Origin of the sequence: Salinimicrobium sp. 3283s (assembly GCF_039602225.1) — a bacterium.
In the GTDB taxonomy this organism is placed as follows: Bacteria; Bacteroidota; Bacteroidia; order Flavobacteriales; family Flavobacteriaceae; genus Salinimicrobium; species Salinimicrobium profundisediminis.
Genome location: NZ_CP143631.1, coordinates 2705728 through 2720213, shown reverse-complemented (window position 1 = coordinate 2720213; position 14486 = coordinate 2705728). Strand labels below are relative to the sequence as shown.

Genomic DNA, 14486 nt, shown 5'->3' with positions numbered 1-14486 from the left:
GTATAGGCCGAAGAAAATCTTTAAGGTGTGACAGCTAAAAAAGTGAGATTTGCCCGGCAGAGATGGTGTGTATTTTTTCGGGGTCCGGTTTTTTTCGCTCCTTCTTTTTGTGCTTCACCTGGCCTTCGTGCTGCATCTTCTTAAGAAGGTAACCTTCTTTCATAACCCGGTAGTAGTACCTGCGCATGGATTCATTTTCAAAGCCGTGCTCATACAGGTCGTACTTAATGAGGAAAAGGTCTACGGCTTTGCGAATTTGGCCGGAGTCGTTCTCTGTAATGTGGCCAAGCACAAAATACATCATCGAGGTGCGAAAGGTTTCCTCGAGGTGGTCGTTAATGAGCTGCACGGCTACTTCGGGGAGGCGCAGCCAGGTATTCTTCCCCGATTCGCATTTGTAAAACTGCCCGAAGAAATTCTTTGACTGCTCCCTGTCCTGCACAGAGAGGTACATGTGGAATTTTTCGGGTTTTACCGGGGAGGGCGAATGCTCAATGAGCAGCCTTATCATTCGGCCCAAAGGTTTTTTGGTAGAGATCTTTGCCGCCTTTACCCTCTTATTGAGGTACATGGCTTCTATGCCTTCAAATTCTTCGAAGAAGAAAGGCACCAGGTGTGGAGTTATGTGTACAGGAACTACACTTCTACTCATGCCTAAAGGTTGGTAGATTTGAAATAATCCCGGGCTTCGGCAAGAACCGTTTTACAGGACTTGACAGGGATGCCAATAACATCTGCCCATATAAAACCGTTATCCAAAATTGTGATGTTCCACAGCTTAAAATGGTATTCTTTACCGGTTTCCAAACTGCGAGCATTGAATATTCTGATTTTCCTTTGCCCAAATTGTAACAGCGCCGCATTTGCAGAAACCATAATAACAACTGCCTTCACTGATGCTTCTTCATCGCGATGATAATCCTTCTGAAAATCAAATTCTGCTACCCCTGCGAGATAGTCTTGAGCTTCTGCACTGGATGTCCTGCAGGTTTTTACAGGTTTTTCAAGAATTGTAGCGCGTCTGGTCCTATAGTGGCTTTCTTCAATCTTGGCCAGCCTGAACCAGTATTCTTTTTGAAGTTCAACATCTTCGGCTTCGACCAGGTAGTCAATCCCGCTGTGATTGGTTTTGATAGTTGCGGTGCCCTGATCAATAGCACTAACAGTGGCTCTTACCTTGGTAACATGGAAGGAATTTTTTTGTGCAACACAAGAAGTAGCGGTTAAGAGAAAAAGCAACAGTAATTTTTTCATGGTGAGGGAGATTTTGAAAGTGAATCGTAATATTTTTTCTTCATGCGCTGCCACTTCTCGTCGGGGATGTAGTAGGGGTAGGCGGGAATGGCCATGAGGTCTTCATAGATAGGATGGTCAAAGCTGTAGCCGGTGGCATCTATATGTTCTTTTTGCCCGGCGGCATGCTTGAGTTCGTGCAGCAGGGTGGCATGGAATTTTCGCGGGTTATAGAGCAGGGAGCTATCAATCTCAATCCACTCTTTGCCGCCACTGATCTTGTGGTAACCGTACACTTTATAGATCCCTGCAGGGCGATCTTCATTCGCATCTACTTTGATTAAGGGAATGTCTTTAACAACAATGCTGTCCAGCCGGTGGATCATCTCAAAGCTGCCCTGCTTGCGCAGATAGTTCTCGGCCACATACTCCTCCAAAATTGGATAGACCACGTCGGGGGCGTTGGTGTATAGCTTTTGGGCAGAAGCTCCCGAAGCAGCTAAAAAAAAGAGGATGAAAAGCAGCTTTTTCATACCACCAGCCATTTAAGGGATTGAATAAAGTCTAAAAGCGAAACCCGCCATATATACCCAATGATCACCGCCAGTATAATTGCCGCCCAGGTCAATTCGCCGCGGAACTCTTTATGCCACACCCGCTCTTCGAGGCCAAGGGTGAAGAAGATATAATCCATTTTGATTTTATCCATGGCGGTGATCCTGCGGCCTTTTACGGCCCAGCACCAGGCTATCCAAAAAGGGCATTTTAGGAGCAGCATTACAAAGCGGTAGCCGCGGTTCCAGCTGCTTTTGCCCCGCCTCCTCATTTCACTGCGGAAAAGCTTATCGCTCAAAATCTGGTACTTCCAGCTTACCGAAGCCTTGTACACCACGTACAGGTAGTCGTGCAGCATGGCATCGAGATCGAGGCCGGGAATGTCGCAAAGATCTTCGGTCATGGAGGCCCCGTTGAAATCTTTGGGATGGTTTACGAAGTAATCAAAGGCCTGGAGGTACACTTGCCTCTGGCTGAGTTCATAACCCCAAATAGAAAGAAGTGCGTCTACATCCTTTCTTTTTTCTGAAAGGAATGTTCTTCTTCCAAGATCCCCGGCCAATTGAGGCTGAATGAAGAAGTTGCTTTTGCTGCTGAAGATTTTGAGTAGGTTTTTCATAAGTAGGTTTTTTCAAATTAACCGGCACCGGGAATTAACCCAGGGCTTCCTGGTTTTGATTCTTAGGGCTTATCCCAAACTTTTTCTTTGTCGAGCCAAAAGGAACTGTTAGGGAAATTCCGGGTACCGGTGTTTAGGGTCATACCTGAACTGTTTTTGTCTGAAGTGAAATATCATAGTCGTTCCACATATTATAATCGTTATTCTTTAACCACAGAAGATTGTTTACAGGACTGGGAACAGAAATAGGCCGCCAATTATGGACTTCAGAATCAAAAGTTAATTGCTCAAAATATATTGGGCTAACACTAATATCTACTTTGAAAATCTCTAAAATACCATTCACCTCTTTAGGCATAAAGATAATATCGGGATTAGTGCTGTCGAACCTCGAAGCTCCGGGGTAAGCAGATTCTTGTACGGAAGCATCATCTTCTATATATCCGCTTAAAGTGGTAGTGATTAATGTATTTATCCATTCCGTTCCATTAAAAACAGACAACCACAATTCTTTTGTTAAAAAATCATTAGCTCTACCCTGCGGGTAAAAAACAAATAAAACCCTCGGTAAATTATTCTTGGTGGTAACATCTAATATCCAAGAAGTATCATTTCTAACTGCACTATTTACTTGAGTAGCAAAAGGTGGTGTTACTGGAAGAGCAATAGAAGTGCCTACGGAATTATAAGCCGTTTCTGTTGTCAAATCAAAGGAAAAATGATAGCAATTTATATTAAGATCATTGTTTATTTCTGGGTGTCCATTATTGCCAAAGAAATGAATTTTATCACCGTCTTGACTACTTACAAGATAAGCCCTGTAGCCTGTAGCGTATAGTTTTACAGATGTATTCCAAGTTTCACCGCCATCTGTTGACTTTGCGTAGTACCACTCTTCTTCTATGCTTGGAGGCGTGAATCTCCAAAAAACAAAAATATCTCCATTAGATGCTTGATAGGGAGATGGGTAGGAGAATTTATAAGCATCTCCACCCGGAACAAGTTTTTCTTCTCCAAAAGATGAGCTATCTAAAGGATTGGTGCTTATTCTATATCTTAAAGAATTTCCTACATGTTCTGAATAAAAAACTAAAAGTCTCTTGTCTGAACTTCTTATCACTATTTGAACCTGGTTGTGATCGTCTTTTTCAAAAACAGTTCCTACTCGTGTGGTTGTATATGTGTCCTCAGTAATATCATATTCTGTAATGTGCTGCGTAGTACCTTCAGCAATATCTTTAGTAGATCCAATCCAGTACTTTTGAGCCTCTTCTGAATAGGCATAATTTGGTCTTCCAAACCACGTATAAGCCAAAGATTCGCCTACTTCTGTGACGTCTCTGACTTCGTTGGTTAACGATAATAATGAATGAAAGAATGGATTTATCACGGGATGTATATTTCGTTCATTATTTGATAGATTTCCATTTTAAGAGTGTCTAATGCCGCACCTCTCAGATAATATTTTATACCTATATTCATATTGCTCCCTAATAAATTTTCTGAATTATTTACTCCAAGTAGCCATTGTTCTGTATTTTCAAGTATGTTAGATATTGTTCCAACTGTACCGGCCACTTCTTCACTTCCATTCCTAAATACTTTACATACATTAGTAATTGTACCTTCGATATTAACTTTATTCTTATATACATGAAAATGAGAGTTCATTAAAGAATGATCTAAAGTATAAGAGCCTGTTGTTGTTCCAAATCTTAAAAGCATTGAATTGGGATTGTTAATTCCAAACAGTACTTGTGACATAGTATTTCCTGTTCTACCTCCTGCAAAGTAAGTTGCAGCCGTATATGTTGCCGGGACATTGAAAAGAGAAAATATTTCAGACATATTATCCCCTGTCATATTCCCAGCGTGTTGAGCTGGAATAAAACCTGTTCTAGCATATTTACCAGACCCTCCAACAACATTAAATCCCTGACCTGAAGTAAAAGATGGTTCTAATCCAGCTGTATTATACAGAGTAAAAGAGCCGGGGTTTTTAAAATCAACTCTATAGGCATTTTTAGCCCATGATTCAGGCGTGTAATTTGAATTACCTATCATTATTGTATCTAATTGATTATACGCTCCTATATCTTTTAGATGCTTAATTTTTAAGTTGTCAATTTCCTGCTGTTCTATTGTAGGTTCGGTAAACCCATTCGAATTTATATAATTCAGCCAATTTTGATATTCTGCTTCATATCCTGTCGCGGGGGCTGCTGTTGTGGTAAAATTAACCGCTGCACTTTGAGGGCTTTCATTTCCTGCATGATCAACCGCTGAAACAGTGACACTATAAGTTGTTTCAGGTGTAAGTCCTGAAAGTGCATAATTCAGATCAGTTACTAATGAGGTGTTTTTCTTAACCCCTCCTAAGTATATATTATATCCTGCTACTGCCATAATTAAATATCTGTTGAAGCGTTCCAAGCCACAGTTGCGCTTGAATCCGCTATATTCGTAATTTGAACATTTGTTGGAGCTGAAGGTGCTGTAGCATCTACATAGGCTACAACTCGATTTACAATTCTAATATCTCCTGGTTTAACATACAAAAGGGATAACTCGTTATATTTTGATGAATTGCTGTTTACTGGTTGTCCTGAAAAATTCCAGTCTGGAGGTATTGTTCCTGTTAAATCTCCCTTAATTCTAACAGTTGCTGTTGCGCCCAATACCTTAGTTTCAGAAAGAGAAAGATTAACAACCGCACCTGAAACATAATCATCGTAATATCTGTTGCCTCCTGAAACATTTAATTCTCCTGTAAAAGCTCCTGCTGAAATGTTCGAACTAGCTCCACTTGCGGCTTCAAGATTCGTAACCCTCACCTCCAGCGCATCAACTTCGGCCTGCACATCGGCGATGTCCTGCGCGTAGTCGTAGTAGAGCACGTCAAGGCTTTCTTCTTCAGAGAGCTTTCGGTAATCTTCAAGGGTTCCAAGGGTTGTGCCCAGGTATTCATATAGCGCCCAGCCTGCACCTACAGTTGGGTCATCACTGGCATCTACAACAAGATAATATTCCCCGTCTATTTGTCCGGCTTGACCTGAGATCATTAAAGGGATAGTGTCGTAAGAATCGTGCAGATGATCTGCGGTGCCGCCAATATCTAAAGAATCGGCATAGGCTTTTGCAGCCTGCAGGGTGGTGGCGTCCTGGTCTTCTGCATATTTTTTTAATTCAGCAATAAGCCTGTCCACATAACCCACAGTCGCGTAGTTCTCCCCCGAGGGAGCCGAGCCGTCGTTGTATTTGATATCGTCCAGGAGAATTGTAGGAACCACAGTTGGATCTCCATGATCAAAAATGAAAGAAATCCCGGTGACATCTATTAGACTGGTGGCAGGCAACTTGTGCGAAATATACTGCCAGGAGGTGGTGTTGGTCACCTCATAGCCGGAGTTTTGAAACTGCGGCAGTAAAATCGTGGTGGTTTGCACATTGCCATTTACCAGGACACTTCCGGTTAGTAAAAAACGGAAACCACCAGAACTGCCAGCAGGCAGGCCGGTATTTACAAGGTTCTTGATTTTGAAAGTAAGCTCGGTGAAATTGGCAATGGGAATGGCATTTTCGGGGGTGAACTCGATGCGGTCATTGGCCTGCAGTTGGGTTCCCTTAATACACACACCGTCTTCACCATCGTTAAAATTGAAATCCCACCTTGCAGCTCCAAAAGATGCAGATGTATCACATTCACCCCCGGCAATTCCGCTGTTATTGGTGTAGATCTTTTGCAAGGAGACACCTTCGGGAGTTGCCGCGCCCGAGGATAAGAGGATGAGTCCGCCATCGGGGATGATCTGGGTGGCCACATCAATATTTGGTGCCGAAGGGTTCACGGCAGGATCTCCCTGCGCCAGGGTGATACTGCCATTGGAGTTAAGTACAATGGCCGCAAACTTTTTTTCCCCTGCGGGGATATCGGCGGTGGTTGGTGTCAAAAGCGCAGCAGAAGAAAAGGGATTGCCTTCAAATTCAAAGTTGGCAAAAGGCCTCCATTCGAGGCCGCCCTGGTAACCGTTGGAAAAGCTGTTGATCTTGAAGCCGGAGAAAGTTTCGGGGGAGCCGCCGGTGCCTTGAGGAAATGGCCAAACGCCTGCCACGCCGTCTTTTGTGCCGTAGTACTTTGTGCCTGTTGCTTCAAGCACGGCACGAATATTCTCGGCCACACCTATATTTACTTCGGGCTGGTCTTTAACCAGGCCGTCCTGGATCCATTTTTTATTGGTATTGTCCCACCGGCAAAAAATGTCATCACCGTCTACCACTCGCAGGTGTGCGTAAGATCCCGGTTCTGGGAGCGGATGTTTTTCCTCGAGCTCTTCAATGAAATCGAATTCTCCTTTGTACAACGCGCTTTCTTTGCCCAGTAAATGGTTGATCACCATGACCAGCAGGTTGAACTCCTCGGCAGTGGCATAGAACCTGGTAGGTACGCCGTTAAGCTCGATCACTCTTTGAGGATCATCCTGTTTGAGTTCTATGTTAAAATTGAGTGACATTTTTAAGAAGCGTTTAAGAAATTAATAGGAATGGAATGTGGAAACAATCCGGCGTTATAATCGGGTAAAAATCCTGTTGGGGAAATCGAAGTAGTGGTGAATTCAACCGCGGTTAACTGCTCGTTGCTTTTTATCTTCACCCTGGGCTTGGCGTTCTGGAAAAAATCGTTGCGGCCAATGAGCAAAACACGGCCACCATTGAGCTGCACCATGACAAATTTGGCTTTCCTGAATTCTTCAATCCTCCTGGCCCTGTCCTTATCATTACCGGGAAACTGGATGCTTACCTTGATCTGGTAATAATCACCTGCAGGCGATTCCTGGAGATCTTCGGAGAAGCTCACGCTGCGCTTTCCGAAGTAGACCGATTGCGCATTGCTCTCCACTAAATAGGAATCGTAAAAAGGCTGCCCATAATCGGCATAAGATGGAATAGGCACCGCAGAAAAGTCCAGGGCAATTCCACATATATTCGTCAGATTTGGAACCTTTTGGCTTAAGATCATTTGTAGGAAACCTTTTGCCAAATATATATTAAAAAGTTTGCACAGGTGTTAAATAGCGTGTGACAAAATACACAGGTGCATTATTTAAAGTGCTGGAAATGAAAAAAGCCCACCGGTGGTGAGCTTAATTTTTGATTTTAGAATGTTTATTCCTGAGTAAAAAGCTTTTCATCCAGAGGATGAGAAGCATACTGGTCATCGTCGACCAGGATAAGGTCATTTGTTTTTGGATCCAATTTCCATAAACTACCGGCTTCCACCTCGATGCCTTCACGGCTCTCCAGGTCGGAGTTGTTTCGGTAATAAATAAAGTCCCCGGCGGTGTTGTGTTTGTCGTGCATAACAAAATGGTTTAAATAGAGAGGCCCAGGGGTGGTGCACGACAAACACAACGTTTGAAGTAACCGGACTCGAACCGGCGCTCCCCTGGGCCATTTTTTTAAACTTCTCTAATTCCATTTGTTGTGTTTAATCGTGCACAACAAATATAGAGAATTCTAAAAAGCTAAGAATTCGATTCCATAACGATGTAAGCTAAGATTGCGACTATCAATCCAAAAACTGTGAGGTAAAAGAAAAATTTAAGATTATTATCAATTGCTTGGAGACGTTTATTTGCCTCCCTCTGCAGAATGATCCTGGTGTATAATAATTCACGATCGCTTCGCTCTTCAAGAGGTTTTTTAAAGAGCTCATTATAGGTGGAATTTACTTTCATACAAAGCTTGATTTAAATCCATTAAGTTTTTCCATAAGTTCGGGTTCATACATTATTTGCACACCGCCGGCTTTAGCCTGCTTCAGCTTAGAAGGCCCCACGCCCTCTCCACTTATTAAAATACTACAGGTTTTACCTACCCCGGTATCCACATCTGCTCCTACGTCCCAAAGATGTTTAGCAAGCTCTGCCCGGTAAGGAAAATTATCCAGGGAGCCACTTATACAAACTTTTTTTCCGTAGAAGTAACTGCTTGGATCTCCTCCCTCTTTTTTTGGCTTCAGGTATTCAGAGGGAATTTCATTTTGCTTAAAACGCATAAAGTCTTCGGGGTTTAGGTTTGAAGTAGAAGCACTTGGTTTAGGTTTTGATTTCTTCCTGGTTATTTCGTGCTCAACGTTGATTTCCACCCGAAGAAAATCCCCATCATATTCAATTTCTGAAATACTGGCATCTGAAATCCGGTCGTAATACTTGTGCACATCGTCAAGATCTATATCAGGAATATATCCTATGAGTTGCTCGTAATGATATATTGCAACTGCTTCAGGATTTACTGGATTTGAGGGTTCTTTCCTTAAGAAAACAGGATCTAATTCCTCACAATGGTTTAAGATATAATCTTTCCGGGAGGGGATATGGACCCCTGTAATGTCGTAATATTCCTCTAAATATTCCCTACCTGAATCCTCCTCTTCAGTGCTAAGATCCAGATTGAAATTGTTCTTTGAAGGATAAACCGTTTTGGTTAAATTTTTGGTTTTTGAGTCTTCTCCTGCAGTAAGAGGAGAACCTGATTTTTGGGATGAAGTTTCCCTTTTCTTTTTTGGCCATATAATGTATATAACCAATCCCACAATTACCAGGATTAGAATTGTTTCCATAAACGCTTAAAATAAAAGTTGTTGCTGAAATAAACTTACAAAAAAAAAGCAGTGGTAGGGTACACTGCTGTGAAATTACATAAAGAGCCTGCGAAGCTTGCTGGCCAGAAGTAAGATACTTACCCGTTCTTCATGAGAATCGGCATCCTTACTGGAGAGGTAAACCATTAGCAGGTTGTCAAAAGTTTCAAGGTGGTTTTCCCTGGAATCGAGCTCGTCGAGTTCACGTAACAATTTTTCCATGTAATTAAGTTTATGGTTAAAAAACCATAAATCTAAATTACTTATTCGTCAAGGTCTCGCGACAGTTGCTCTTTGACAGCCTCTGTATATCCAAAATGCAGCCTCTTTATCAAATTATTAGCATGGCCATAGAAAATGCGGTTATGGTTGGGATGGCTCTTTTTGCGGATCTTGCCTTGAGATTTGGTATTCCTGGTCTTCATGTCCACAAACCGGTGCCGCGGCATATGATCATAATCCATCTGGTTCCCCGAGATCGTGAAGGTTCGCTTGTCGTACCAGTCGGCACTACGAAAACCCCGGCGGCTCATGAGGCTGGTCTGTGCAGCTTTAATATCTGTAGCTTCTTCGCGGAGCTGTTCCTCCACAAAGCGGCCTTTAAGAATGGCTTCGGTATTTTCCCCGCGACGGTCTAATGTTTTCATTCCAGTTTGAATTCAAGTTTGTCGAGCTTCCAGAGCACTTCAAGCATGGCGGCTATCGAAACATCCTCAGTATGCCTCCAGCGATACACCTGATCTTTAGTGGCACCCACTTTTTTACCTACTCCTCTTTTATTCACTTCCTCGTAAAAGAGTTCTTTTATATCCTGTTCTTCCATTTTTTTAGCTCTAAAAACTCGTTTAATATACGACTTTTTTAGAAGCTTATAACGGAGTATTAAAGAAAAATTCCACGCTCCAGCCATTGCAACCGGCAAGACCGGTTTCCGGTGTAATGCTCATGTTCTGTGGATCCAGGTACTGGTTAAAATCACATGCGCCATAGGTTTTTTCATCAATGAGCATCCTGGTGAATTCCAAAGCTGTCTCCTGTGTGCGCTCAAAGATATCCAGCCATTTATCCTGAACAGATTCACTGTAATCTGTTTTCTCCAGAAAGAAAAAGCCCAGGGAATTGTTCATTTTCACATTATCCTCATTCCCAGAGCTGCGGGCATCTGGCATCACGGCAACCATGATCTGGTTGTCTTTCTCTGCAAGCTCAGCCAGGTATTTTACCAGGCCGTCTTTTTCGACCACTACAAAAGAGGACTTCACGCCGGCCAATTGCGCCTCTTTTTCTTTTACGTAGCGCCTGAGTTCTGAAACTAATATCATTTGTTCTTGGATTTTGCTATTTCTTCCTGTCTTTCTCTTTCGGCCCTTGCATCCAGATCACTTTTCCTGATGTCGTATATCCTGAGGATGGTTTCCCAAAAATTGGTTTTTCGCATCTCCTTAAGAGGACCAAAAACCCCGCTGCCGGCTAATTGAAACTCAATACTCTTCATGCCTATTCCCGGGATCTTACTCTTTGGTTCCGTTTCCTTCTTCCTGTCTGCAGGATCCTGGAACAGGATGGAAAGATCCAGCTCATTGCCCTGGTAAAAGATCGTAGCCGAAAAAAGATAGCTCTGAAAACTGGCAAACAGGAGGAAAAATCCATATACCTCTCCAAAATGGCATTTTTGGATGTGCTTTAGGTACCGATTTGTTTTATCCCGATCGTACCTCTTTCCCATTGGCAGGTAAAAGATGGCCATAAGCTCGTAATACAATTCTTTGCTGGGCTGGTTCTCTATTAGGTAATATACCTCCAGCGCATCCATATATTGGCCCCAGGAAATGTCCTCAAACTCATCTGCAGGGCCAATGAAGTCATAATCGCCGACCCTTGTTTCCCTGATCTTGTTATCGATGTAGTAAAGCTTCAGGTTTAGTTTATCAACTTCCTCATGCTCATCCTTTTCAAAAAATGAATCTACAAAACAGGAAAGGCTGAAAATATTACTGTGCAATTCCAGTTTTTCACTGTCAAAAAGGCCTTTTTTGGAGCCTTTTTCAAGGTCAAGCAGCTTATACAGCATTTCTACCCTGAAATCTTCATAAGACATTTCATTTTGCTGGTAGCGGTATATAAGAAGGCAGGCTTCCCGGTACTGCCGGGAATCACATTCGCCCAGCTCTTCGGGAAGTTTAAAAAACCTGTTGGTTTCCTGGATCTCGAGGGTGATCATAGGCTGATGCGCAGGTTCTTGGAAAATTTGATGTTCAGTTCACGAAGCCTGGCACCATGAACAGCCATAACGGTCTCGTAGATCTCGGCTTTGTTCTTGCTCTTAATGGGAATGTATTTTCCGGAGGCATCTTTACGAAGATATTTGCGAAGGTAGAACCTGAACTCCTGGAGGAACTCAACGCGCTCTTTTTCCTGTTCAACCACGGCCTGTTGTAGGGTTTTATTTATTTTTTTGAACTTCCTTTCCCTGCTCCATGGCCAGAGGTTAATAAGAAATTGCCCGATTGTTTTTAAGATTTTCATTTTATGTGTGGTGTTTACGTTGATACAAAATTATCGTCATCATCAAATTCGAAGTTGGGATCTGTGGTGAACTCAGTGGCCGGTTCATCGATTGTATTAAGAGCCTTGATGTGGATCTCAATAGCCTGAAGCACTTTTTCCGCATCAGCTTCAAATGACTGGGCGGTAAGTTCTGCTTCCATCTTTTCCGGCACTTTACTGTTTTTAGAGTTGACACGTTCGCCGCTATACCGCTGCAAAATACCTTCAGGCAGGATCGACACCCGAAGCCTGCGTACTGCCCATGCCAGGGCGTAGAAGACGCAAGCTTCTTTGATAAGCGCAAGTAAATCCTCATCCAGGCCTTCTTCAGAATTTGATTTAAGTGCCTCCTTTAATGCCGTGTCTCTGGTTTTTCCTATCCTTGGCACTATATGAACCCGCTCACATTGTGCCAGCCCCGGTTGAAGCTTAAGCAATAAAAGTCGGGAGTTGATTGGGAAATACTCATCAAAATCTTTAGTACTGCGCACGTACAAGCGGTGCGTTTGGAGATAAGCATCTGTAGCTTTCCATTTCACCTCTGCGGTTTCGCCATTTAGGGGCTGGATTACAGGATTAATCTCATCAAGCACATCCAGTAAAGCATCTACGGCCCTGTAGTAATCTTTCTCCAGGGCTTCGTCGCTCCTGTTGATCATCCACTCCCATGCTGCGGTCTGGTTGTTTTCATTGCGCATCTTTCGGCCATTCTTCGTAAAATTCACATCCCCGGAAGGAGCATAATGACGAATGGCATCCAGCATGATAGCATACCTGGCATTGTACAGCAAATAAGCCTCCTCTTCGTTTAAGGGGTTTTCCTCTCCCTTTGAGTATAGCGTGTGGAAATAATCGTAGGTAGGTTCGCCAATGATCAGCTTAATTTCCCTGGTTGCAGTGAACAGCTGACTTTTAATCTTTTTGATCTCCATATCGGCATCCAAAAAGCCCAGAAGCTCCTTAGGCTCCCCTTTACCGTCTGTAAATAGTAGTTTCATAGCTTAGATCTGGTTTTTTTCGCGGTCGCGTTCACTTTTATCCTGTTGCCTTTCGATAGGAGTACGGTAAAAGCCGAGCTTGAGTTTTTTATCGGGGAAATTTGCCTTTAAGGCGTAATTGATAGGCTTCATCACGATCATTTCGGCAATGTTTACGCCAGTCTTCAGGTAGTTGAGCAAAGCATACAGCTGCTCGCTACCGGAGTCTGATCTTCCGGAGACACCGGTACCGCCAATGGAGGTATGCACCCCAACACTGGCAGATGCATTTTGATCTGCAGTCTCCCCAATCTTGATCTGGGTATCTACAAATTCCTTAATGTTCTGGTCAATTGCTTTGATCTCCCATCCTTCTTCTATGATGTTAGATCCATCAACGTTCAAAGTTTTAACGGTATGCCAGTACTTCCCACTCTGGATCTCTCCTGAGAGTACCTTGGATATCTTCCGGAGAAATTTGGTCTTGTAATCACTGAGCATCTTAGGCTCATAATCCTTATTCTTATCTGTACACTGCGTTTGCAAATCACGCTCTACTTTATCCCAAAAGCTTTGAGGTGAGGTGATGTGATACTTGGCATTGATAGAATTTTTGGAAAGTGCCTTGAGGATTAGCGGTACTGCAGTAGATCTTCTTATCCACTCCAGGGAACCATAGATGTCGGGCACCGTATAATAGTCTGTACAAAAGCTGTACATGTTTGAATAGTAGATACTGTTTGGATGCTTAAAAGGATCCATGAAGTCAAAAAGGTCATAGACTTTAAAATTTGTAAGGTGATCAATGTGGGAAATGGTAAAATCATTGATCATTACATGGGTAGGATCTGGCCTGCCACTGTCTAACCTATATGCAAGACGTGCTTTTTCTGAAGACACATGCTCCAGTTTGGCAACCTTCGCCGAGCCAAAACGGCCTCCTTTATTGCGATAGTATTTGGTGAAGGCCCCCTGGATGTGCGAGACATCGGTAACGCACTTCTGAATGTATTTTTCACAATCCCAGCTGTCGAGCCATGCCTGTGCCTCGGGGTCATCCTGCCAGCTGCGCACAAGGATATTATCTTGAAACTTCTCGGTGTACAGCTTTGGGCCTTCTCCCCAAAGCATACCCTCCTTCTTACGCATGATACCCGGCACCTTAGGGTTGTTCTGGATGACATCCTTAATTACCTTAGGTATGTTGTCATTGTTACCGTATGGGTGGATTCCCCAACCGTCTATATGATGGTTGATTACCGTATTGCTCCAGTCCAATGATTCACCATTTCTTACCTTACTTTCATGCAGGTCTCGTGGGCTCTCGGCCACCTCAAATGAAAAGACATTGTCTTCTGCCTCGACCAGGGCATTCTGCCCAAAGAATTCAATATTCATCAATAAACTTGTTATTAAACTTGATTAGTAGTGGTAAGTAGAACCAGCGGTTCTTTCCGTCCCTGATATATCCTACCAGGACATCGGCTTTATCACTGTGGGCTTTGCTCATACCGGTTCGCAACTGGATACCCTGTACTTTCTTCACCCCTTCGGTGACACCTGCTTTTTCCTGGTACGAGATGTACTCTATATCAAAGGGCACACCTGCTTTGGTTAGTTCCCTCATTCGCTTAAGGACAGCATAGAGCCTGGCAGTTCTGGTTGCTTTCATATTACAAGTGTAACCATAGCAACTGGTTGAGGGTGTGACAGCGGAAACCACCTGTAAATACTGGTGGTTGCAGGCTATTGGTTGGACGTGCCACCACAGGCCACAAGAGTCGATTTAAGGCGGGATCTCCTCCAGGGGCACAGGTAAACAAATGGTCTTAAAATAACCTAAAATGACCTGAAAACACCCGCAGGGCGCGGGCTGCGGAGGGGTCAAGGGGTCATATATCTCACCTTTTGAGGG

At 43.3% G+C, this 14486-nt stretch carries 19 protein-coding genes; all 19 read right to left on the bottom strand.

The features are described 5' to 3' along the window. Positions 1-34 precede the first annotated feature (34 nt). The 19 genes from VS868_RS12080 to VS868_RS11990 all read right to left on the bottom strand — a co-directional run bounded on the left by VS868_RS12080 (position 35) and on the right by VS868_RS11990 (position 14243). Entirely contained in the window at positions 35-652 is a 618-nt protein-coding gene (locus tag VS868_RS12080; protein WP_345597820.1) for a hypothetical protein, read from the bottom strand. Positions 653-654: 2 nt separating this feature from the next. After that, positions 655-1254 carry a hypothetical protein gene (locus VS868_RS12075; protein WP_345597818.1) on the bottom strand — a complete coding sequence of 200 codons (600 nt, stop codon included), beginning with the start codon at positions 1252-1254 and terminating at the stop codon, positions 655-657. Continuing rightward, on the bottom strand, positions 1251-1766 hold the full coding sequence (locus VS868_RS12070; RefSeq protein WP_345597816.1) for a hypothetical protein: 516 nt from the start codon (positions 1764-1766) through the stop codon (positions 1251-1253). Before VS868_RS12070 ends, VS868_RS12075 begins: the two co-directional genes overlap by 4 nt. Beyond that, positions 1763-2407: a hypothetical protein gene (locus VS868_RS12065; protein ID WP_345597814.1), complete on the bottom strand. Its 645-nt coding sequence runs from the start codon at positions 2405-2407 to the stop codon at positions 1763-1765. Before VS868_RS12065 ends, VS868_RS12070 begins: the two co-directional genes overlap by 4 nt. A gap of 139 nt (positions 2408-2546) precedes the next feature. Continuing rightward, positions 2547-3797 carry a BNR-4 repeat-containing protein gene (locus tag VS868_RS12060; protein WP_345597812.1) on the bottom strand — a complete coding sequence of 417 codons (1251 nt, stop codon included), beginning with the start codon at positions 3795-3797 and terminating at the stop codon, positions 2547-2549. Continuing rightward, complete coding sequence (locus VS868_RS12055; protein WP_345597810.1) at positions 3794-4813, bottom strand: fibronectin type III domain-containing protein; 1020 nt, start codon at positions 4811-4813, stop codon at positions 3794-3796. The genes VS868_RS12060 and VS868_RS12055 overlap by 4 nt, the downstream gene beginning before the upstream one ends. Before the next feature lie 2 nt (positions 4814-4815). Beyond that, positions 4816-6918 carry a hypothetical protein gene (locus VS868_RS12050; RefSeq protein ID WP_345597807.1) on the bottom strand — a complete coding sequence of 701 codons (2103 nt, stop codon included), beginning with the start codon at positions 6916-6918 and terminating at the stop codon, positions 4816-4818. A 2-nt stretch (positions 6919-6920) separates the two neighbouring features. Continuing rightward, positions 6921-7424, bottom strand: coding sequence for a hypothetical protein (locus VS868_RS12045; protein ID WP_345597804.1), 504 nt, complete (start codon positions 7422-7424; stop codon positions 6921-6923). Between the two features lie 146 nt (positions 7425-7570). Next, the gene (locus VS868_RS12040; RefSeq protein WP_345597802.1) at positions 7571-7765 is read right to left on the bottom strand and encodes a hypothetical protein; all 195 of its coding nucleotides are present in this window, start codon (positions 7763-7765) and stop codon (positions 7571-7573) included. A 373-nt stretch (positions 7766-8138) separates the two neighbouring features. Beyond that, the gene (locus tag VS868_RS12035; RefSeq protein ID WP_345597800.1) at positions 8139-9026 is read right to left on the bottom strand and encodes a BRCT domain-containing protein; all 888 of its coding nucleotides are present in this window, start codon (positions 9024-9026) and stop codon (positions 8139-8141) included. A 75-nt stretch (positions 9027-9101) separates the two neighbouring features. After that, positions 9102-9269: a hypothetical protein gene (locus tag VS868_RS12030; protein ID WP_345597798.1), complete on the bottom strand. Its 168-nt coding sequence runs from the start codon at positions 9267-9269 to the stop codon at positions 9102-9104. Between the two features lie 41 nt (positions 9270-9310). Next, positions 9311-9694 carry a hypothetical protein gene (locus VS868_RS12025; RefSeq protein WP_345597796.1) on the bottom strand — a complete coding sequence of 128 codons (384 nt, stop codon included), beginning with the start codon at positions 9692-9694 and terminating at the stop codon, positions 9311-9313. Then, the gene (locus VS868_RS12020; RefSeq protein ID WP_345597794.1) at positions 9691-9870 is read right to left on the bottom strand and encodes a hypothetical protein; all 180 of its coding nucleotides are present in this window, start codon (positions 9868-9870) and stop codon (positions 9691-9693) included. Before VS868_RS12020 ends, VS868_RS12025 begins: the two co-directional genes overlap by 4 nt. A gap of 46 nt (positions 9871-9916) precedes the next feature. Beyond that, entirely contained in the window at positions 9917-10369 is a 453-nt protein-coding gene (locus VS868_RS12015) for a hypothetical protein (protein WP_345597792.1), read from the bottom strand. Beyond that, positions 10366-11268, bottom strand: coding sequence for a hypothetical protein (locus tag VS868_RS12010; RefSeq protein ID WP_345597790.1), 903 nt, complete (start codon positions 11266-11268; stop codon positions 10366-10368). Before VS868_RS12010 ends, VS868_RS12015 begins: the two co-directional genes overlap by 4 nt. Next, complete coding sequence (locus VS868_RS12005) at positions 11265-11573, bottom strand: hypothetical protein (protein WP_345597788.1); 309 nt, start codon at positions 11571-11573, stop codon at positions 11265-11267. The genes VS868_RS12010 and VS868_RS12005 overlap by 4 nt, the downstream gene beginning before the upstream one ends. A 14-nt stretch (positions 11574-11587) precedes the next feature. Next, entirely contained in the window at positions 11588-12592 is a 1005-nt protein-coding gene (locus VS868_RS12000; protein ID WP_345597786.1) for a DUF6712 family protein, read from the bottom strand. Between the two features lie 3 nt (positions 12593-12595). Next, the gene (locus tag VS868_RS11995) at positions 12596-13969 is read right to left on the bottom strand and encodes a hypothetical protein (RefSeq protein ID WP_345597784.1); all 1374 of its coding nucleotides are present in this window, start codon (positions 13967-13969) and stop codon (positions 12596-12598) included. Then, positions 13959-14243 (bottom strand): hypothetical protein, encoded by a 285-nt coding sequence (locus VS868_RS11990; protein WP_345597782.1) that lies wholly within the window; start codon positions 14241-14243, stop codon positions 13959-13961. Before VS868_RS11990 ends, VS868_RS11995 begins: the two co-directional genes overlap by 11 nt. Positions 14244-14486 lie beyond the last annotated feature (243 nt).